Here is a 20,001-nt window from a genome sequence, read left to right as displayed (position 1 = left end):
AATTCTTTATGAGGCTGCATAAAATTAGATCCCCCCTAACCCACGCCAGTCGTCTCAAGTCGGGAAACCCGCCCACGACGCTGGCTCCCCTTGAAAAAAGGGGGGAACTAGAAAAAATCTATCAAAGTCCACGCCACTTGCTTCAAGTCGGCAAAGCCGCCCAACGCAGTGGCTCCCCTTTTTAAGGGGGATTTAGGGGGATCAAGATATGTGCAACTTCACATTATTACCTGCAATATCCCAATTTACGGAATTTTTCAGATGTATACTGTATAAAATATAAAATTAGAGAAAATTCGCGTATTTTAACGGAACTAAGCAAGCAAAATGGCGAAATATGCATTGCTGATTGGAGCTAGTGAGTATGAGTCTCAAAAAATAAATAACTTATCTGGTGTAGTTAAAGATATTGAAGCAATGCAGCGTGTTTTGCAGAATTCAGGGATAGGTGGATTTGATGAAGTCAAATTTTTGTCTAATCCTGATTCCGATACCATGCGCTCAGAAATTGAGCAGTTGTTTATGGAAAAATGCCAGAAAGATGACGTAGTACTGCTTTATTTTTCTGGACATGGTTATAGACATGAAGACGGAAGTTTATTTTTTATCAGCCGCAACACTCAAGTTAATCCTCAAGGTTTCCCTAGAATTGGTACAGCAGTAGATGCTAAATTCATCCATCAAAATTACATGAGTCGCAGCAAATCTAAGCGACAAGTATTAATTCTTGACTGTTGCTTTAGCGGTGCTTTTGCAGAGAGGATGAGTGCCAAAGATATTGCTAATCTTAGTATTAAAAATGAAATTGGTGAGCAATTAGGTGGTGAAGGTAGAGCTGTGCTAACTTCATCAACAGCTACACAACAATCCTTTGAAGATTCAGGCGGCGGAGTTTACACCCGCTACTTGGTTGAGGGAATTGAAAAAGGAGCAGCTGATAGTGACAATGATGGTGTGATTACCGTAGCTGAACTGCATGAATATGCCAAGCGCAAGGTGCAGGAAGCAAAACCAGCGATGAAGCCAGAAATCTTTGCCGTTAAAGAAGGTTATACAATTCGTCTAGCCAAAGCACCAGTTGATGATCCACAATTAGAGTATCGCAAAGAAGTTGAGCAATGTGTAATAGATAGTGAAATATCGGAACTGGGACGCTTTATTTTGGATCTCAGACAAACGGAACTAGGGTTAACTTCAGAAAAAGCAAAAGAGATAGAAAATGAAGTTCTCAAACCATTCCGTGAGTTTCAGGAAAGCTTACAGAAATATGAAAAAGCACTGACTGCAGTATTACAAAAGCAGCAAAATTTAAGTGATAGTAATCTTAAGTTATTAAAACGATTACAGCAAGTTCTCAAACTTCGAGATGAGGATGTTGCGGCCATACATAATTTCTTGATTCTCAGTTCAGAGAAAGGCGTATACTATACCAAACTGCGCGACTTGCTAGCAGCAGGGAACTGGAAAGATGCTGATATGGAAACATATCGAGTGATGATTCAGGCTCTAGGTAAAAAGGAAGGTGATTACTTTAAGGATGAAGAATTATTAAACTTTCCTTGTACAGACCTCCGCACGATTGACCGCTTATGGGTAAAATACAGCAATGGACACTTTGGCTTCAGCGTTCAAAAGGAAATTTACTTGAGCGTTGGCGGTAAGCTAGATGGCACGTACGACGATGAAGCCTGGAATCAATTTCGTGATCGCGTAGGATGGAGAGTGGAAAGCTCCTGGATTAGTTACACCCACGTCACTTTTAGTACCTCTGCCCCTAGGGCACACCTCCCAGTTGTTTTTGGGGAGGAGGGGGAGAGATTGAGGGTGAGGGGGTATTTGGTTTATTGGAGTGCGGGGTTGGTTTTCTCTCGCATCGAGACTTGTAAACTGTAACAGTTAAAGCTTTCAGAAATTTATAAAGATTGAATGCAAGCTCTCTACACACGCAATAATAAACATTTCAGTCCGTAGGGTGTGTTATGCCGTAGGCTAACGCACCTTGAATTTTTGATGGTGCGTCGGTGCGTTGCGCTGCGCGACAACACACCCTACATTTAAATTTATTAACAATTTAGTTATCAACGTTACAACATTAAGAACAAAACCTTGACCATTAAGAACAAAACCTTGACCATTAAGAACAAAACCTTGACCATTAAGAACAAAACCTTGACCATTAAGAACAAAACCTTGACCATTAAGAACAAAACCTCGACCATTAAGAACAAAACCTCGACCATTAAGAACAAAACCTTCACCATTAAGAATTAAAATTGAAGCGATCGCTCTTTAGGAAAAACTTTTTGGTTTACTCTTAATACCATTTCACTAAAACCCTGATACATATAGATTTCGCGTAGGGGCACAGCACTGCCCATTGGTATCAACTTAACTTCAAAAGCGATATAGGGCGGGCGTTGTACAAATACTTCGCGCCCTCATCCCCTAACCCCTTCTCCCTGAGGGAGAAGGGGAATTTAATTTCTGGCTCCCCTCTCCCTGAGGGAGAGGGGCTGGGGGTGAGGGCGAAACCTTTCACCCAAGCGGGTTTCACGTTAAGTTGACAAAATACTTCGCGCCCTCATCCCCTAACCCCTTCTCCCTGAGGGAGAAGGGGAATTTAATTTCTGGCTCCCATCTCCCTCTGGGAGAGGGGCTGGGGGTGAGGGCGAAACCTTTCACCCAAGCGGGTTACACGTAAAGTTGACACCACTGGGTATTGCCTTGCCCTCTAGAATATATCGATGTGTCGCAAACATTATTTAAATTGGTATAAAATAACACTCAATAATTAAATACAGAGAAATTACGGACATCAATAAAAAGTTTTGTTAAAAAAAATGCTATTTTCGCTGAACTAGAATCTAGCTCAATTGAGGCAAACTAGCTATAGAAATGTCTTAAAGGAGTAAATATATGACTCGTAAGAAACGTACATCCCGGATTCTACAAAAAGCTGAGTTTAGAGTCGCTGGAATCAAAGCTATTGATCCAAACATAGCATTTGATAATAATTACAACTTACAAAATCTGACTCAATTAATACAGCAGTTTCACAGTATGCTTGATGAATATAATGATTCTATGGCTGTAATTGAATCTTCTAAAACCAAGCTTGACGAGATGGAAAAAACCATCAGCAATATTTCCGATAAAATGCTGGCTGGGGTTGGTTTCAAGTATGGCAAAGACAGCAATGAATATGAACTTGCAGGTGGCGTTAAACTAAGCGAACGTGTCCGCAAAAGTAGATTAACCCGCTTAAAAAATAGCGCAGAGAAAACAGCAGATAATAATGTAGTAACAGCCTAGCACCGCCAGGCGGAAGTCTGACTTCCAATTAAAACAATACCCACGGGGGTAGGGGCACGGCACCGATAAAATATTGGCAATACCAAAAGTTTGTAGATGCCCATTGTTGTCAACTTAACGTGAAACCCGCTTTTTAGCAAGGTTTTTGCCCTCACCCCCAGCCCCTCTCCCACCAGGAGAGGGGAGCAAGAGATTTAGTTCCCCTTCTCCTGCGGGAGAAGGGGTTAGGGGATGAGGGCGCGAGATATTTGTACAACGCCCGATAATCAAATCAGATTCTTATAATTTATCACCGTACTTTGGTAGAGTAATTTTAACCAAGCTAGAATTACTAGATAATCCAGAGCATCAAAACTATGAAAGTTATTCATGGAACCTGGATACCAAATGCGTCATCTGACTTTATTCAGCCAGGCTCTTTTTATTTGTGGATAGAAACCCCAATAGTTAAAAAAAGCCGTAGTAATCATCAAAATATTCATCCCGGACATCTACCAAAAGCTGAACTAATTAGTTTTTTAACGTCAGCTTTGGGGTTGAAAGAACCAGCAAATCAATTAATTCAACGCGTATCACCTCAATATTTTGCTTTACCTACTGCTAATAATCAGCCTTTACCTTCACCAGAATTAATTAAGTATCTAGAAGCGGAAATTCCGGAAGACTATACAGATTTTCAATATTGGCAGGTGGATTGTTATAAAACATTGATATCTGTGAAAACTGCACAAGTAAATAACGTTATTAAGCTGCTCAATGATATTCATTTTTTAGCGCTACACAATGCCGATGAAGTGCAACTCGGTTCGGATTTATTATTTTGGTATCACTACACCCAAGCTTTTAAGCAAGTCATTCTCAAAGACCAATATATTCCAGCACTGAAATATCGACAGTTAGAAGCAGCCACAACTAAGAAAAAAAGCAAGTCATCAACTGTACAACCTTTTGAGATTTACGCTACTTGGGAAATTATTTCTCCTGCCTACGAAGAGAATATTAAAAAGTATATTGATTATATGCCACTAATTTGTGTGGCAGGTGCGGCAACACCGAGCGATCGCATAGAATTTTTCGATAGAGAAACGTTATTAAGGCATTTTTCTGAATCTATTCTCACTAATATCATCACGCAGACACCCTCTACAGCCGCTTTTGATAAACAAATCGCTGATTCTTTAGTGGAATATTGCCTTTATCCTCAGAGATATAATCCCTTAAAAACTAACAAAACTTTAGCAGAATATCAGCAATGGTTAGCATGGAAAACTAAAATTAACCGTACTCAAGTTGATGCTGGTTTTCATCTTTGCTTCCAATTGTATTCTCCGACTGCTGAAGAGATAGACAATTGGCAAATGCAATTTTTGGTAGCCAGTACACAAGACCCTTCTCTGAAGTTGGATTTGTCAGATTACTGGAGGATGAATAAAACAGCTAAAGCGGGTGTACATAAACAATTTGGCAAGGATTTTGAAACGCATTTACTGCTGAATTTAGGTTATGCAGCGAGGATGTATTCTAAATTATGGCAGGGATTGGAAACCGATCAACCTACGGGAATGCAACTCACTTTAGAAGAAGCGTTTGCTTTCCTTCAAGAAAGTGCTTGGGTGTTAGAAGATGCTGGTTTTAAAGTAATTGTACCTGCTTGGTATACTCCCGCAGGTCGCCGTCGCGCCAAAATTCGCCTCAAAGCTTCCGGTAAAAAATTAGCACCAACAAAAGGTGAAACCAAGAGCTATTTTGGTTTAAATTCCCTAGTACAGTATGAATATGAATTGGCAATTGGTGAGCAAGTTGTCACACCCCAAGAATGGGAACAATTAATTAATGCTAAAGCTCCTTTAGTGCATTTTCGCGGTCAATGGATGGAATTAGACCGAGATAAAATGCAACAGTTGCTAGAATTTTGGCAATCTCATGGTGATGAACAACCCCAGATGAATTTGCTGGAATTTCTGCAACGTAGCGCGGAAGCTGGGGACGAATGGGAAATTGAACATGATGAAGTTTTATCGGACATGATGGCGAAGCTGCAAGATAAAAGTCAGCTAGAACCAATTTCTGAAGAATTAAATTTGCAAGGGAATTTGCGCGAGTATCAAAAGCGTGGTGTTTCTTGGTTGCAATATTTAGAAAGATTGGGATTAAATGGCTGTCTTGCAGACGATATGGGTTTAGGTAAATCCGTGCAGGTAATAGCTAGGTTAGTACAAGAAAAAGCAGCTTATGAAATAACGCAAACCGAAGCAATATTTTCCTCCTCATCTCCCTCATCTCCCTCATCCCCCTCATCCCCCTCATCCCCACTACCCACATTATTAATCGCGCCGACTTCCGTTGTCGGAAATTGGCAAAAAGAAATTGCCAAATTTGCGCCACATTTAAAAAGTATGGTGCATCATGGAGGCGATCGCACGCAAAATTCCGCAGACTTTAAAGCCGCTTGTCTTCAGCACGATGTTGTCATTACTTCCTTTACCCTGGCTCGCAAAGATGAGAAACTACTCAACAGTGTGGAATGGCAACGTCTGGTTTTAGATGAAGCGCAAAATATCAAAAATCCCAAAGCAGCGCAAACTAAAGCAATTCTTAAACTCTCCGCTAAACATCGACTCGCTTTGACAGGAACTCCGGTAGAAAACCGATTACTTGATTTATGGTCGATTTTTAATTTTCTCAATCCTGGTTACTTGGGTAAAGAAGCACAATTTCGTAAATCATTTGAAATTCCCATTCAGAAGGATAATGATCGCGTCAAATCAGTTACTCTGAAAAAATTAGTCGAACCTTTAATTTTACGTCGGGTGAAAACTGATCAATCAATTATCAATGATTTACCCGATAAAGTTGAACAAATCCTCTACACCAACTTAACCAAAGAACAAGCCTCACTTTACGAAGTGGTGGTGAAAGATGTTGAAGAACAATTGCAAAAGGCTGAAGGAATCCAACGCAAAGGATTAATCCTTTCGACCTTAATGAAATTGAAACAGATTTGCAATCATCCAGCCCAATTCTTACAGGATAACAGCGAATTTTCCCCAGAGCGATCGCACAAACTCAGCCGATTATCAGAAATGGTAGAAGAAGCAATTTCCGAAGGCGAAAGTTTACTGATATTTAGCCAATTTACGGAAGCTTGCGAAAACATCGAAAAGCATCTCAAACACAACTTACGCTGCAATACTTATTACTTACATGGTGGTACAAACCGTAAACGTCGGGAACAAATGATTAGCGAATTTCAAGAACCCGATACCGAACCATCTGTATTTATTCTTTCCCTCAAAGCCGGTGGTGTCGGGATTACACTCACCAAAGCTAATCATGTATTCCATTTTGATAGATGGTGGAACCCAGCAGTTGAGAATCAAGCAACAGATAGAGCCTTTAGAATTGGTCAAAAAAAGAATGTTTTTGTGCATAAATTTGTCGCCATTGGCACTCTTGAAGAGAAAATTAACCAAATGATTGAAGATAAGAAAAAACTCTCGGCTGCTGTTGTCGGGAGTGATGAATCTTGGCTCACAGAACTAGATAACGAAGCCTTTAAACAACTTATCTCCTTAAATAAAAGCGCAATTTTGGAGTAAACCTCATGGCTAAATTTAGCAGAACTTGGTGGGGCGATCGCTTTATTCAAGCATTAGAGCAATTCACCGATGAAGGACGATTGCAACGCGGACGTTCCTATGCGCGTGGAGGTAAAGTTTTAAATTTTGAAGTAGAGAAAAATAAAATTACAGCTAAAGTTAAAGGCTCAATAAATCCTTACTTTGGAGTTTACAAAGAACCAACTTATAATATATCAATTGAAATTACACCAATTGCTAAAAATCGCTGGAGTGAAGCGATTCAAAAGCTTTCCTCAAAAGCGAGTATTGTTTCGCGGTTGCTAATTAACGAAGTCCCAGAAAATATAGAAAATACTTTTGCTGACTTGGGATTACATTTATTACCCCACAGCAGCAAAGATTTTAAAACTAAATGTTCTTGTCCAGATTACGCTAATCCCTGCAAGCATATCGCTGGTGTATATTATTTAGTTGCTTCGCAGTTAGATGAAAACCCATTTCTTTTATTTGAATTGCGGGGATTATCCAAAACAGAACTACAAGCAAAGCTGGCTGAGTCAAATTTAGGTAAAGCGCTATCGGAAGAATTGAATACGAAGGAAATTCCCTTAGAATTATCCACTTCGCTGTATACAAAATTAGAAAAGCAAACTATTGCACAACAACCAAGCGTGAGAGAATTTTGGTTAGGAACGAAGCGATTACCACAAACAATTGAAGTAGGTAGTCAAAGCGGGGTATCAGCAATTTTAGTGAAGAAGCAAGGAGATTTTCCGGCTTTTTGGCACAAGGATAATTCTTTTATTGAAACGATGGAGGAATTATATCAGCGAGTGAAGACGAAAAATCAGAATATTATGTGAATCAAGTTTCATACAGAAGCATAAAGAATTAAATTTAACGATTAAATTTCAGCCAAGCAAATACTTGGTCAACTGTCAAATCTAGTGTTAAAAAATTGGGTATTGGTAGAGATTCGCTACCAGTTAACTCTAAAGGCTCTTGTCTAGGAATAAAAGCTAAAATTAATCGCTCATCTGGGTCAATTAACCATCCAAGTTTAGTACCATATTTTAGGCAGTGCAAAATATTGCTAATAACTTTAGTAGCTTTTTGGTCAGGTGACAGAATTTCTACCGTCCAATCAGGATAAATCTCAAATACGTTAGGTACTTCACCATCTTCGTCAAAGGGAATTCTCTCCCAGCTAAACACAGTAGCATCGGGAACTATGGAACGTCCGCCAAATGTACAGCGCAATTCTGGAAATGCTAAAGCAATTTGCGGCGTTTCTGCAACTTGATTAACAACGTCACAAAATTTAAATTGTAGACGCGAATGTTTCCCTTGAGGCATAGGTTTTTGATAGATGCGACCATGAATATATTCACTAGCTGGCTTAGTTTCTGGTAGTTTGAGAAATTCGTTCAAAGTCAAGGCTGGTGCTGTTGTCATACGCCAACTGTTTTGGATTACTATTATTTTATCGAGTTGCGATCGCCTTTGTTATGTCGTGAAGGATATGTGTGAGAATGAAATCAGATTATATCCATAATCTATCCCTAATTAAGATGTTAATATTATTGCAACCCGAATTAAATGAATAATATGACAGAACTTAACTTTGACGAAGAGAAAATTAAGCAACTATTTAAAAGCGCACTTATCGAAGTAATTCAAGAACAGAAAGAAGTATTTTCTGATTTGTTAGCAGAAATTATCGAAGATATCGCTCTTGAAAAAGCAATTAAAGAAGGTGAAGATACAGAACCAGTAAGCCGAGAGGCAATTTTTAAGATTTTGGGAAATAAGGGATGATTGTTGAGTTCCGTAAAAGCTTTGAAAAGGATTTGAGCAAAATTAAATAAGTATTGCGATCGCCTTACCTTTGACTCAAGGATAATTCTTGTCTAATTGATTCAGTAATTACATCGACTAAACCCAAGCGTTGACTAATTGGTAATTGCACAACAGATTGCTTTAAATCCTGTGTAGATACATTGATTAAATCTCCTGTTACAGTATTTTGATTATTTTTATTTTGTGCTAGCACTTGCTGTGAATAATTTTCTAAATCTACACGTAGTGTTTCCAAAAACATACAATCATTAGCAATATCTGATAACTCATCTTCATTTATGCTTTCATCATTTAGCCTTAATTCATATAGTTTTATTAAGTTGTTAATTGCTTCAATAATAAATTGAATATCTTTAAAAGAGAGTTTCATTTTCTTGACCAAGTTTATATTTAACTGTTAATTTATTTTATAAAAATTTTCTCCAATCTGCCTGAGTGCAATTTTATAAGTTTCCAAAATGTGTTTTTATTTTTCTGTATCACATCATGGCGCTGATGAATTTTATGAAAGTCCAATCACCTACAATACGGTTCAGTTAAAAATTTTTCGTCATGGTTTTCGGTTAGTGGAGACGCGATTTATCGCGTCTCTACAAGATTTAAATGTCAATTGATTTATCTTATTCAAACCGTATTGCGATCGCCTACTATTTTTCAATAACAAAAAAGCGATCGCACCCTAAAAATGCGATCGCTTTTTTATTTCAATCTGAAATCCTTACACCAAAAGCGTCTGCAACAAAGGTCTATCTTCCGATATCTTCCCTGTCCGCAACCATTCATTTAATTCCTCTGGTGCGACAGCTTGCTGGAGACGTTCCCGCAATGATGCACCTTCTAAAATTTCTTGTTGCAACAATTCTTGTGCAGTATCTTCTAGCAATGTCCGGTTATGTTGCAGAATACTCAAAGCGATATGGTGAGCATTATCTAGGGTTTGCTTGACTTCGCGGTCAATTTCTTCTGCTACTTGGGGACTAATCGAACGGCGAGGATTTCCATAGCCTTCGATAAATTGCTGTTGAATCTTCTCAAATGCTACTGGCCCCAGTTTATCGCTCATACCATAAATGGTAATCGCCCGTTCTGCCATATCAGTAGCTTTTTGGATATCGTCAGACGCACCAGTAGATACCTTACCAAAGACAACTTCCTCAGCCGAACGTCCACCCAATAAAGTTGCAATCCGTCCGCGAATTTCGTCTTCTACCATTAAAAAGCGGTCTTCTTCTGGCATTTGGATTGTATAACCCAAAGCACCAACACCACGAGGGACAACGGAGATTTTTTCTACTCTACCAGCCCCAGGCATTAAAGCCCCAACGATCGCATGACCAACTTCGTGATAAGCTACAGTCTTCTTCTCGGTTTCATTTAACACCCGAGAGCGTTTTTCTAAACCAGCCACTAAGCGCTCAATTGCTTCGTTGAAATCTGCCATAATTACCGCTTGCCGATTTTGACGGGCTGCTAGCAGTGCGGCTTCGTTCACGAGGTTGGCTAAATCTGCTCCTGCAAACCCTGGTGTGCGGATAGCGATAGTAGCTAAATTCACATCTTCAGCTAATTTAACGTTTCTCGCATGAACATTAAGAATCGCTTCCCGACCAATTTTATCAGGGCGATCAACTACAATTTGGCGGTCAAAGCGTCCGGGACGACGTAATGCGGGGTCAAGGACTTCAGGACGGTTAGTAGCGGCGATAATAATTACGCCTGTATTGGCATCAAAACCATCCATTTCGGTGAGTAACTGGTTGAGGGTTTGCTCACGTTCATCATTACCACCCACAAAGCCACCATTACCAGCACGAGATTTACCCAGTGCGTCTAACTCGTCGATAAAGACAATACAGGGAGCTTGTTTTTTCGCTTGATCGAATAAATCGCGGACACGTGCAGCACCGACACCAACGAACAATTCGATAAATTCAGAACCGGAAATACTAAAGAAAGGAACCCCAGCTTCACCTGCGATCGCTCTTGCTAATAATGTCTTACCTGTCCCTGGAGGCCCTACCAACAATGCACCTTTAGGAATTTTCGCTCCCAAGCGGGTGTACTTGTCAGCATTCTTTAAGAAATCAACAATTTCTTCTAATTCCACTTTGGCTTCATCGACACCAGCCACATCAGTAAATTTCACACCTGTGCTGCCATCAGATGAAATCCGCGCCTTGCTTTTGCCTACCGTCAAAGCAGCAGGGCCGCCTCCTTGACGATTCATTAAAAAGCCCCAAATACCAAAGAAAATTAACGGTGGAGCTACCCAGCTAATTAAAGTATTTAGCCAACCATTTTGGTCTGGTGTAGGCGCAGCAAATTCTACATTATGCTCGCGGAGAATCTTCGGTAAATCGAGATCCAAAGCTACAGGTGTAGTAGTTAATACTTGTTCTGTCGGGTTGCCATCGGGGGTTTGAGTTTTGAGGACATACTCAATGCGATCGCTACCTACCATCGCCCGTTCAACTTTACCAGCTTCTACCTGAACCACAAAATCACTATAAGGAACCTGTGGCAATCTCGGGCCTAAGAAACTGGGAACAATAAAGTTAAGCAGCAATAATACAGTTACTAATATCAAGAAGCTGCCACCAAACTGCCGCCATCTCGAAGGTTTCAATTGATTTTTATTATTATTTTCTACAGGCATTTTGATGTACCCTCAATTTAATGTTTTTGGGATTGGGGATTGGGGACTGGGGATTGGGGACTGGGGACTGGGGACAAAGGGAGATGAGGGGGATGAGGAAGCAGAGGAAGCAGGGGAGAAATAATTAATGACAAACCCCAAACACCCAATTACCCATTACCAATTACCCATTACCAAATCCCCAATGACAACGTAACGTGAATTGCAAAGTTTTGTATCTCTTAGGTTTATTCTAGAAACTAGATGGCGTAGACCAAATTCGTGTATACCCCACAGAAAAATGCGTATTGCCGAACTTCTATGGAAAATAAGCTAGGATTGCTGCTCAAGGTATTTATACTCTCGATTGTGCTGTCGTTCTTCATTAAATATGCAGCACCCAGCTTGAGAATCCCCGGGACAGATGTAGTAGCCCTGATTATGGTCTTATCACCAGCGACGATTATGGCGATCGCATTATTATGGCGATTCCAAAGACTGAAGTCTCAAGTGTGAAGGCTGAAATTACCTCACCCAAAAATGTGCAGGTATGTAACGATTCTTTTCATCCTTTATCCTTAAAACTTCATCCTTCTTGATAGCTGTTCATCGTCTAGGCGGAAGTTGCTAAAATCAGCTAACCTAGCTGCATTAATTGTAGGAATTGGGCATGGGGCATGGGGCATTGGGCATGGGGAATGAGTAATGAGTAATGGGTAATGGGTAATGAGTAATGGGTAATGGGTAATTGGGTGTTGGTAATTTCTCCTTGTCTCCCTCATCTCCCTCTGCTCCCTCATCTCCCTCATCTCCCTCTGCTCCCTCATCTCCCTCATCTCCCTCATCTCCCTCATCTCCCTCATCTCCCTCATCTCCCTCATCTCCCTCATCTTCCCCAGTACCCAGTCCCCAGTCCCCAATCCCCATGAAAAATGTAGCTTGCCAACAGCTGGGAGTCAGCCTGTGAACCTAGGTCAATGGATAGGCTTAATCGCCATAGTTCTTTCTTTATACATCTTGTGGCAAATTAAAGAAGTTTTATTGCTGATGTTTGCCGCAGTTGTATTAGCTTCTACCTTAAATCGTCTAGCGCGATGGTTTCAACGTTGGGGAATCAAACGTGGTTTCGCCGTACTTATCGCCGTAGGTATATTTTTTGCTTTAATAGTCGGCTTTTTCTGGTTGATTGTACCGCCTTTTACAGCACAGTTTCACGAACTGACTTATCGAGTTCCCCAAGGTTTAGAACGCTTAAATAGTTGGGTGAATGCGATGAAAACTCAAGTTCCCGCTCAACTAGTACCTTATATTCCAGATTTAGACAGTCTGATCCAACAAGCACAGCCATTTATTAATAAGCTAGTAGGAAACTCTTTCGCTTTTGTCTCTGGTTCATTAGAAGCGCTCCTCAAAATTTTACTTGTGCTGGTTTTAACGGGGATGTTATTAGCTAATCCCCTAGCTTATCGCCGAGTATTTGTGCGTCTTTTCCCCTCATTTTATCGGCGGCGGGTAGATGGAATTTTGAATCAGTGCGAAACTTCCTTAGAAGGATGGATAATCGGTGCGCTCATTGCAATGGGTGTAGTGGGATTGATGAGCGTTATCGGCTTGTCGGCTTTAGGTGTGAAGGCGGCTTTGGCTTTAGCAGTTTTAGCAGGCTTTTTAAACTTGATTCCCAACCTTGGCCCGACAATGAGTGTAGTTCCTGCAATGGCGATCGCACTTTTGGATGCACCTTGGAAAGCTGTTGCTGTCTTGATTCTCTACTTTTTCATCCAGCAAGCTGAAAGTAATTTTATTACACCAGTTGTCATGGCTCATCAAGTTTCCTTACTACCAGCTGTGACATTAATTTCTCAGTTATTTTTTGTGACATTCTTCGGTTTTTTAGGACTATTTTTAGCTCTACCTCTCACTGTTGTGGCGAAGATTTGGCTACAAGAAGTTTTGATTAAAGATGTTTTAGATGAATGGGGAAATAGCCATCAAAAAGAAGCTGAATTAGTTATCGTTTCTAACTCGCCAGGGGTAGATGATCCTTGGGAGGCAGATAGCCCACATAATGATGTAGAACGGACAACTGATGATGCTTGGCAAGAAAAAGATTAGTATTGCTGGGCATTGGGCATTGGGCATGGGTCATGGGAAAGACCGCTTTTCATGCCCTATTTGTATAATTAATTGGGAATGTCCCAATACTGCTCGGTTAAGGATTTTAAACTCTTAATTTTGTTTGGGAAAAGGTTAAAGGGTAAGGGTTAAAGGTTTTTTCTTGCCCCTTTTCCTCTTAACCGACAAGTATTGGGGAATGTCCAGCCTAAAAAGTATACTCAAGGGAGAAAAACACGCAGCTTTTTGCAAAATCTAAAATCTAAAATTGGTTTGCTAAATCATGATGCGTCGCTACATTATTTTTGGTCTTGGTGCTGTGGCACTATGGTTAATACTTAAACCTTTATGGATGCAATCCAATCCTCAACCACAAGCACCACAAGCAGCAGCACCTACACAGCAACCGCAACCTTCTGTAGTTAGTAAAAAACAAACTTCAACTTTACCAGTTGCAACTAATATTTCTGCTACTTCTCAAGCAAAAATTTGGTCTGTGCTTCAGCAGGGAAGGGGTTATGTAGTGATTATGCGTCATGCCTTAGCCCCAGGGATTGGCGATCCTGTTGAATTTCGCTTGAATGATTGTTCTACACAACGTAACCTATCAGAAGCTGGTAGACAGCAAGCAATAAGAACTGGCAAGGCTTTTATAACCAATAATATTCAAGTTTCTAGAGTACTATCAAGTCAGTGGTGTCGCTGTTTAGAAACAGCCAAATTGATGAATTTGGGTCAGGTTGAGCCTTATCCATCGCTCAATTCCTTTTTTAATAATTACAAAACTCAACCACAGCAAACTGCACAACTGCGTCAGTTTATTGTCAATAATCGTAACCGTCCTGGTGTAGTTGTAATGGTGACCCACGAAGTCAACATTACAGCACTGATCGGTGATAGTTACCCTAAATCTGGTGAATCTGTTGTGGTGCGAGCTAATAAAAATAACAAAATCGAGCTAGTTGGACAAATTAAAGCTTTATAGGAATCGGCATTGGGGAAAGGTGAAAGGTGAAAGGGTAAAGGTTAAAGGTTTTTCTTGCTATTGTTCCCTTAGGGATTTACAAGAAATAAATTATTCCATCTTGTGGGGCGGGCATCTTGCCCGCCACATAATCTGGGCGGACAAGATGTCCACCCCACAATAAATACTGGGATATTTTTTTATTTGGAAGTCCCTGAGCCAACAACTGTTGATAAGCTAATGCGCGTCTAAATTGCATAACTACTAATCAGGGCTGTTAACTGTTGACGGTTAACTGTCAACGGTCAACCGTCAACCGTCAACAGTCCTCACGATTGATTGTGCAACTTAAAAGCAGAATAGCTTATAAGATTTCTCCAGCCAAACTGATTTAATCAATTAGGTGGCAGCTTCCAGCCCCATAATCAATATGCTAATTTGCTACATTTAATATGCGAACAATTGCGGAAATCAACGAAAAAATTACTAGCCAACGTGCAGTGGTGTTGACAGTTGAAGAACTGAAAGCCAGAGTTGCAGAAATTGGTGTAGCAAAAGCTGCCAAAGAAGTTGATGTAGTTACCACTGGCACATTTGAGCCAATGGAATCAAGTGGTGCAATTATTAATCTGGGACATACTGACCCACCAATCAAAATTCGCCGTTGTTGGTTAGATGGTGTACCAGCTTACTCTGGATTTGGTGCGGTAGATTTATACATTGGAGCTAGTTGTCCAGCCGATGCGATCGATGGGGAAGAAGTTAAAGAACGTGGCGGTGGTCATGTCATTGAAGATTTGATTGCAGGTAAAGCTGTACAATTACGAGCCCAAGGACAAGTGACCGATTGTTACCCGCGCGCCACCTTTGAAACCACGATCATGCGGGAAACGATAAATCAGTTTTATTTATTTAATCCGCGAAATCTCTACCAAAATTTTATTGTGGGAGTTAATGGAGGCGATCGCCCACTTTTTACTTATCTGGGGCCGTTACAGCCACGTTTAGGCAATGCAGTTTATTCTAACCCGGGAGCAATTTCGCCTTTACTTAACGACCCGAATTTAGAAGTTGTTGGCATTGGCACGAGAATTTTTTTAGGTGGTGGTATTGGCTATGTGGCTTGGGAAGGTACTCAACACTTCCCCTTACAAAAACGCTTGGCTAATAATACGCCCATAGGGCCATCTGCGACTTTAGCTTTAATCGGTGATGCCAAGCACATGGATGCGCGTTGGGTGAGGGGATGCTACTTCAAAAGCTATGGCCCTTCATTAATGTTAGGCGTTGGGGTTCCAATTCCCGTGTTATCAGAAAAAGTAGTGGAACATTGTGCCGTGCTAGATAAAGACTTAGTCGCGCCAATCGTAGACTTTTCCATTCCCCGGCGCGTTCGTCCTACATTTGGTTTGGTGAGTTACGCGCAACTCAAGTCTGGACGTGTCACCATTGAAGGCAAAACCGTGCGTGTAGCACCATTGGCAAGTTTATATTTATCTCGGCAAGTTGCCCTAGAGTTGAAAAATTGGATTGAAGCTGGCACCTTCACCCTCACCGAACCAGTATCCCCAGTGCCGATGGAACGCTCTTTCATCCCCCAAGACCGTTGGACGGAGTTTTGAGGCTGGGGATTGGGGATTGGGGACTGGGGATTGGGGAAGATGAGGGGGATGAGGGAGACAAGGGGAGAACAGCAATTACCAATTACCAATCACCAATTACCAATTACCCAATGCCCCATGCCCCATGCCCAATGCCCCATGCCCCATGCCCCATTCCTATTCCTGAGCCGGTTTTGGCCGTTTAATTGGCTTAGGCGCAGGGGTTTTTGGTACTGGTTTTGAGACAGCAGCAGAGTCACCACCGCCTATTTTCTTGACTGGGCGTGGAGTATCGCTACTACCGCGTCGGGGTGTGAATGGTCTTCTGCCAGCTCCACCGCCGCCACCACCACCACGAGGGCCACCTCTGAATGATGGTCTGCGCTTTTTGGGTAAATCGGCGATCGCTTCAGCATTTTCTATGAGCAGTAAGTCAGCTTCCCGCTTCACTTGAAAGTCCCAGAACTTTCCTACTGCTTTAGTCGTCAGCACACCCGTCAATTTCAATTTAAAATATTTGGGTTTATCGATAGGTTTACGCGGAGCCTGCTTAATTTTGACCACTAAGCTTTTAGCATCAAATGACTGGTAGACGACTTCACCGCGAACGGAAAAACCACCATCTGGAATTTCTGATGAGGGTTTTGGGGTGCTAGTAGTTTCTTCGGCAGTTTTAGACACAGTATCATCAGCATTATCTAAGTCTGATGATTCAGAATCTGGCTCGTCTTCATCTGTCAGTTGTTTAGCCAGTTTTTCTGGCTCCCAAACGCCGACAATTTGAAGGTGCAATGCATCATTTTCTTGTCTGGTGCGCGGATAAACTACCCAAAGATGTTCTTGTTCTAAATCTAAGTGATTCTTAACTAAACTCATAATCCGTCCTAGGAGAACGGCATTGAGTTCTACCCCATCTGCGGTTAGCAGAGAACCTTGGGTAAATTGTTCATCACTGGCAAGATAGCGACCGCGAACTAACCCAATGGCACGGTACTGCATTGGTTCGCTAGGTGGTGGAATCGGTTGCTGGCGATTCGCGAAGTTGCTATTAGCAGCAGTTTCGCTGGGTTCAACGGTCGAGTTGTCAACTTCAGAGGACTGGGCTGCTACTGTAGGAACACTAGCGGCTGCCTCTTCAATAGGGCCCTGGTTAGAGGCAGAAGAGTTGGAAGATTCAGGCGACGGCATCAGGTCGGAATTCATAAAAACTCCTTGCGGCGGAGACACATCCCATTGTGGGATTTTACGAAGGCAGCTGAAAAGAGCGTTTGTGCGGCAGATGAAAGTATATTTACTTTCAACCCAGCCACGCCAGAGCGCCCTATACAATTCTAAAGACGCAAATTTATTTGTACACTAAATGTGTAATTTAGCGTCTTTACACTAGTTTCGGAAGCATATCATAGCTACAATGCTGACGGCTCCTCCTAAAGTCATCACTTACTTTAGCAAGCGTTGATCGTTATTTGTTATAAAATTCACAGGCAATAGACGGTATTCCGCAAAGTTTTGGAAATTTTTAACTTTGCGTTTTCTGTAAATGATAATGTCATTAATGTTCAAAAGAAGGAAGTCTTGTGTCTCAAACGCGCAGCTGGTTAGTTAAGGTCGTGCTGGCTCTGGCAGTTCTTGCTTTTGTGGGTATTTCAATGGTTCCACTGTTTGCTGCATTTAATCAACAAAATGATAAGCAAACTCCAGCCCAGAACAATGCCAGCGCTGGGAACAATGTGGCTTCAACTGACCAAAAATCAAAACTCCAAGATGAAGTTCGGGGTTATCAGCTGGTTTTACAACGGGAACCAGAAAATCAAACTGCTCTTAAAGGCTTGCTCCAAGCAAGGTTACAACTTTTAACTCTCAAAGAAGGAGATATTCAAGGTGTAATTGAACCTTTAGAAAAGTTAGCCAAGCTGAATCCAGAACAAACCGAATACGCTGTTCTTTTGGCTCAAGCCAAGCAGCAAATTGGCGATAAGGAAGGCGCAGCTCAAGCCTATCGTAGTGTTTTAAGTACAAAACCAGGCGATTTGAAAGCTTTGCAAGGAATGGTGTCTCTGTTACTCAGTCAACAACGCCCTGAAGCTGCTATTGGTTTATTGCAAGATACTTTATCCGCCGCACCCCAAGCTAATAAAATTCAGCCCGGAAGTGTAGATACAGTTGCAGTACAGGTGCTTTTAGGCACTGTTCATGCGTCTCAAAAACGCTATCCCCAAGCTATTTCCGCATACGATCAAGCAATCCAAAAAGATACCAAGGATTTTCGTCCGGTTTTGGCTAAGGCAATGTTACTGAAGCAACAAGGCAAAGTTGCTGAAGCTAAACCTTTATTCAATACAGCTTCGGCTTTAGCACCTGCTCAATACAAAGACGAAATTAATAAAGCAGCAGAAGTTGCTCCAGTTCCAGCGCCAACTGCATCGTCTACAGCCTCACCAGCAAGTAAACCGTAAGGATTAAGGGTTAAGGGTCAAAAGTCAAAAGTCAAAAGTCAAAAGTCAAAAGTCAAAAGTCAAAAGTCAAAAGTCAAAAGGAGCCAGTGCGCCCTTACGGTTCCCCGAATTGTACCGATGAAAGCGTTCCCACAGGGTAGCAACTGGCCTTCAAAAGCCAAATTTTTCTCCTGTCGTACTTTTCCCTTTCCTATTCCCCATTCCCCATTACCCCTTATCCCCAGAGGGGGCCCCGAGTTCCCCAGTCCCTAGTCCCCATTCCCCCTTATCCCCAGAGAGGGCCCCGAGTTCCCCAGTCCCCAGTCCCCATTACCCATTCCCCATTACCCATTCCCCATTACCCATTACCCATTCCCCATTACCCATTCCCCTTTCCCCTTTCCCCTTTCAAGTAATAATACTTAGATTATATGAAATAAAAAATTTTCCAGCCTTGATGTGAGTAGATGTACGGTTTTGGGATTAATAAACGAGTACACCGTTGTTCACAGAACAGGCTACAAAAGGAAAAAATTTATGTATCAGCAACTTTTTTGTAAAGTTGTCGATAATTTACCTAAAATAAGGGCTACTGTCTGGCTTTCAGTATTAGCGATCGCACTATTCGGTACAGCCTGTACTGCAAATCGTGAAAGTTCGTCTGCAATTCAACCCCTGACGGTTCCATCACCTCACAGCCAGCGAACTGAAAACGAACAAGCCGCAATCACAATGGCGGTGATTCCTTGGCAAGTTTCCTCTGAGCAAGAACAGAAACTGCAACCTTTGGCTGACTATTTAGGCAAAACCCTGAAGCGGCCTTTTCAATTTGAAATTACTAAGAACTACGAAACAGCAGTTGAATTATTAATTCAAGGGAAAGTAGATTTAGCGTACCTGGGGCCAAGTAGCTACATTGCGGCCCGCCTTCGAGATTCTCAAATTGAACCCCTTGTTTCTCCAATTAATCAAGATACCAAGCGACCTTGGTATACATCTGTAATTATCGCTAGCAAAACTAGCGGTATTAAAACTTTACAAGATTTACCAGGTAAACGCTTTGCTTTTGTAAGTAGGATATCTGCTTCTGGATATGTTGTCCCAATGGCTAAATTACAAGAATTGGGTATTAATCCTCAAAGAGATTTTCGCTCAGTTGTTTTCTTGGGTAGCCATGATAAATCTAAGCAAGCTTTAATCAAAGGTGAAGTAGATGCGATCGCAGATGACAAGCGATCATTTACACAACAAATTAAAGAAGGGAAAATCGACCCTAAAAAATACACGATTATTTGGGAATCTGTGCCGCTCCCAAGCATACCTATTGTTGCAGCTAGTAAAGTCTCTATTGAACTCAAAGATACTTTGAAAAAGGTATTGATTGATGCACCGGCGGGTTTAATCGACCCTAGCGGTGCTGTGGGAATTGGCTATACTCTGGTGCAAGATTCCGATTATGACATTATTAGAGACTTTCAAAAGCGGGTTCCCACTCAATAGA

The 20,001-nt window shown here is 41.5% G+C and carries 18 protein-coding genes; 13 read left to right on the top strand and 5 right to left on the bottom strand.

What is annotated here, in order from left to right; all coding sequences use genetic code 11:
- Window positions 1-327: 327 nt before the first annotated feature.
- The 4 genes from HGR01_RS41825 (at window position 328) to HGR01_RS25275 (ending at window position 7,756) form a co-directional block, all read left to right on the top strand.
- Complete coding sequence (locus tag HGR01_RS41825) at window positions 328-1,893, top strand: caspase, EACC1-associated type (protein WP_045871323.1); 1,566 nt, start codon at window positions 328-330, stop codon at window positions 1,891-1,893.
- A 1,023-nt stretch (window positions 1,894-2,916) separates the two neighbouring features.
- Window positions 2,917-3,312, top strand: a complete 396-nt coding sequence (locus tag HGR01_RS25285; protein WP_045871324.1) for a hypothetical protein — start codon at window positions 2,917-2,919, stop codon at window positions 3,310-3,312.
- A 356-nt stretch (window positions 3,313-3,668) separates the two neighbouring features.
- Window positions 3,669-6,911, top strand: a complete 3,243-nt coding sequence (locus tag HGR01_RS25280; RefSeq protein ID WP_045873086.1) for a DEAD/DEAH box helicase — start codon at window positions 3,669-3,671, stop codon at window positions 6,909-6,911.
- Between the two features lie 5 nt (window positions 6,912-6,916).
- Window positions 6,917-7,756 carry an SWIM zinc finger family protein gene (locus tag HGR01_RS25275; protein WP_045873087.1) on the top strand — a complete coding sequence of 280 codons (840 nt, stop codon included), beginning with the start codon at window positions 6,917-6,919 and terminating at the stop codon, window positions 7,754-7,756.
- 34 nt (window positions 7,757-7,790) lie between these two features.
- On the opposite strand, the gene HGR01_RS25270 is transcribed toward HGR01_RS25275, so the two are convergent.
- Window positions 7,791-8,348 (bottom strand): Uma2 family endonuclease, encoded by a 558-nt coding sequence (locus HGR01_RS25270; protein WP_045873088.1) that lies wholly within the window; start codon window positions 8,346-8,348, stop codon window positions 7,791-7,793.
- Window positions 8,349-8,501: 153 nt separating this feature from the next.
- Here HGR01_RS25270 and HGR01_RS25265 point away from each other — a divergent pair, with 153 nt between their 5' ends.
- Window positions 8,502-8,711: a hypothetical protein gene (locus tag HGR01_RS25265; RefSeq protein WP_045873240.1), complete on the top strand. Its 210-nt coding sequence runs from the start codon at window positions 8,502-8,504 to the stop codon at window positions 8,709-8,711.
- A 64-nt stretch (window positions 8,712-8,775) separates the two neighbouring features.
- Here HGR01_RS25265 and HGR01_RS25260 read toward each other — a convergent pair whose 3' ends face one another.
- Both HGR01_RS25260 and ftsH read right to left on the bottom strand, forming a co-directional pair.
- Entirely contained in the window at window positions 8,776-9,123 is a 348-nt protein-coding gene (locus HGR01_RS25260; RefSeq protein WP_045873089.1) for a hypothetical protein, read from the bottom strand.
- Between the two features lie 348 nt (window positions 9,124-9,471).
- A complete protein-coding gene (gene ftsH, locus HGR01_RS25255) occupies window positions 9,472-11,409 on the bottom strand; it encodes an ATP-dependent zinc metalloprotease FtsH (protein ID WP_045873090.1) in 1,938 nt (645 codons plus the stop codon).
- A 1-nt stretch (window position 11,410) separates the two neighbouring features.
- Here ftsH and HGR01_RS25250 point away from each other — a divergent pair, with 1 nt between their 5' ends.
- Together HGR01_RS25250 and HGR01_RS25245 are read left to right on the top strand one after the other, a co-directional pair.
- Window positions 11,411-11,533 (top strand): hypothetical protein, encoded by a 123-nt coding sequence (locus tag HGR01_RS25250; protein ID WP_264267345.1) that lies wholly within the window; start codon window positions 11,411-11,413, stop codon window positions 11,531-11,533.
- A gap of 176 nt (window positions 11,534-11,709) precedes the next feature.
- Entirely contained in the window at window positions 11,710-11,904 is a 195-nt protein-coding gene (locus tag HGR01_RS25245; protein WP_071989462.1) for a hypothetical protein, read from the top strand.
- 135 nt (window positions 11,905-12,039) lie between these two features.
- On the opposite strand, the gene HGR01_RS25240 is transcribed toward HGR01_RS25245, so the two are convergent.
- Window positions 12,040-12,315 (bottom strand): hypothetical protein, encoded by a 276-nt coding sequence (locus tag HGR01_RS25240; RefSeq protein ID WP_045873091.1) that lies wholly within the window; start codon window positions 12,313-12,315, stop codon window positions 12,040-12,042.
- A 36-nt stretch (window positions 12,316-12,351) separates the two neighbouring features.
- Between HGR01_RS25240 and HGR01_RS25235 the strand changes: the two genes are divergently transcribed.
- The 4 genes from HGR01_RS25235 (at window position 12,352) to HGR01_RS25220 (ending at window position 16,271) form a co-directional block, all read left to right on the top strand.
- A complete protein-coding gene (locus tag HGR01_RS25235) occupies window positions 12,352-13,500 on the top strand; it encodes an AI-2E family transporter (protein WP_045873241.1) in 1,149 nt (382 codons plus the stop codon).
- A gap of 283 nt (window positions 13,501-13,783) precedes the next feature.
- On the top strand, window positions 13,784-14,485 hold the full coding sequence (locus tag HGR01_RS25230; protein WP_210403124.1) for a histidine phosphatase family protein: 702 nt from the start codon (window positions 13,784-13,786) through the stop codon (window positions 14,483-14,485).
- A gap of 431 nt (window positions 14,486-14,916) precedes the next feature.
- Window positions 14,917-16,086 carry a homocysteine biosynthesis protein gene (locus HGR01_RS25225; RefSeq protein ID WP_045873092.1) on the top strand — a complete coding sequence of 390 codons (1,170 nt, stop codon included), beginning with the start codon at window positions 14,917-14,919 and terminating at the stop codon, window positions 16,084-16,086.
- On the top strand, window positions 16,071-16,271 hold the full coding sequence (locus HGR01_RS25220) for a hypothetical protein (protein ID WP_081584103.1): 201 nt from the start codon (window positions 16,071-16,073) through the stop codon (window positions 16,269-16,271). Before HGR01_RS25225 ends, HGR01_RS25220 begins: the two co-directional genes overlap by 16 nt.
- On the opposite strand, the gene HGR01_RS25215 is transcribed toward HGR01_RS25220, so the two are convergent.
- The gene (locus HGR01_RS25215; protein ID WP_045873093.1) at window positions 16,243-17,268 is read right to left on the bottom strand and encodes a hypothetical protein; all 1,026 of its coding nucleotides are present in this window, start codon (window positions 17,266-17,268) and stop codon (window positions 16,243-16,245) included. The two genes, HGR01_RS25220 and HGR01_RS25215, sit on opposite strands and share 29 nt — an antisense overlap.
- 374 nt (window positions 17,269-17,642) lie before the next feature.
- On the opposite strand from HGR01_RS25215, the gene HGR01_RS25210 reads away from it, so the two are divergent.
- On the top strand, window positions 17,643-18,521 hold the full coding sequence (locus HGR01_RS25210) for a tetratricopeptide repeat protein (RefSeq protein ID WP_045873094.1): 879 nt from the start codon (window positions 17,643-17,645) through the stop codon (window positions 18,519-18,521).
- A gap of 516 nt (window positions 18,522-19,037) precedes the next feature.
- On the top strand, window positions 19,038-20,000 hold the full coding sequence (gene phnD, locus HGR01_RS25205; RefSeq protein WP_045873095.1) for a phosphate/phosphite/phosphonate ABC transporter substrate-binding protein: 963 nt from the start codon (window positions 19,038-19,040) through the stop codon (window positions 19,998-20,000).
- Window position 20,001: the final 1 nt, after the last annotated feature.

Origin of the sequence: Tolypothrix sp. PCC 7712 (assembly GCF_025860405.1) — a bacterium.
GTDB classification, from domain to species: Bacteria; Cyanobacteriota; Cyanobacteriia; order Cyanobacteriales; family Nostocaceae; genus Aulosira; species Aulosira diplosiphon.
Note: the sequence above shows the minus strand (reverse complement) of the source record. Positions and strands in the feature narration are given on the sequence as shown.

Excerpts from the sequence above, each read along its gene's own strand:
- HGR01_RS25270 (WP_045873088.1), bottom strand. The coding sequence starts at position 8,348 with ATGACAACAGCACCAGCCTTGACTTTGAACGAATTTCTCAAACTACCA.
- ftsH (WP_045873090.1), bottom strand. The coding sequence starts at position 11,409 with ATGCCTGTAGAAAATAATAATAAAAATCAATTGAAACCTTCGAGATGG.
- HGR01_RS25215 (WP_045873093.1), bottom strand. The coding sequence starts at position 17,268 with ATGAATTCCGACCTGATGCCGTCGCCTGAATCTTCCAACTCTTCTGCC.
- HGR01_RS25245 (WP_071989462.1), top strand. The coding sequence starts at position 11,710 with ATGGAAAATAAGCTAGGATTGCTGCTCAAGGTATTTATACTCTCGATT.
- phnD (WP_045873095.1), top strand. The coding sequence starts at position 19,038 with ATGTATCAGCAACTTTTTTGTAAAGTTGTCGATAATTTACCTAAAATA.
- HGR01_RS25275 (WP_045873087.1), top strand. The coding sequence starts at position 6,917 with ATGGCTAAATTTAGCAGAACTTGGTGGGGCGATCGCTTTATTCAAGCA.
- HGR01_RS41825 (WP_045871323.1), top strand. The coding sequence starts at position 328 with ATGGCGAAATATGCATTGCTGATTGGAGCTAGTGAGTATGAGTCTCAA.
- HGR01_RS25230 (WP_210403124.1), top strand. The coding sequence starts at position 13,784 with ATGATGCGTCGCTACATTATTTTTGGTCTTGGTGCTGTGGCACTATGG.
- HGR01_RS25240 (WP_045873091.1), bottom strand. The coding sequence starts at position 12,315 with ATGGGGATTGGGGACTGGGGACTGGGTACTGGGGAAGATGAGGGAGAT.
- HGR01_RS25265 (WP_045873240.1), top strand. The coding sequence starts at position 8,502 with ATGACAGAACTTAACTTTGACGAAGAGAAAATTAAGCAACTATTTAAA.
- HGR01_RS25225 (WP_045873092.1), top strand. The coding sequence starts at position 14,917 with ATGCGAACAATTGCGGAAATCAACGAAAAAATTACTAGCCAACGTGCA.
- HGR01_RS25260 (WP_045873089.1), bottom strand. The coding sequence starts at position 9,123 with ATGAAACTCTCTTTTAAAGATATTCAATTTATTATTGAAGCAATTAAC.
- HGR01_RS25285 (WP_045871324.1), top strand. The coding sequence starts at position 2,917 with ATGACTCGTAAGAAACGTACATCCCGGATTCTACAAAAAGCTGAGTTT.
- HGR01_RS25280 (WP_045873086.1), top strand. The coding sequence starts at position 3,669 with ATGAAAGTTATTCATGGAACCTGGATACCAAATGCGTCATCTGACTTT.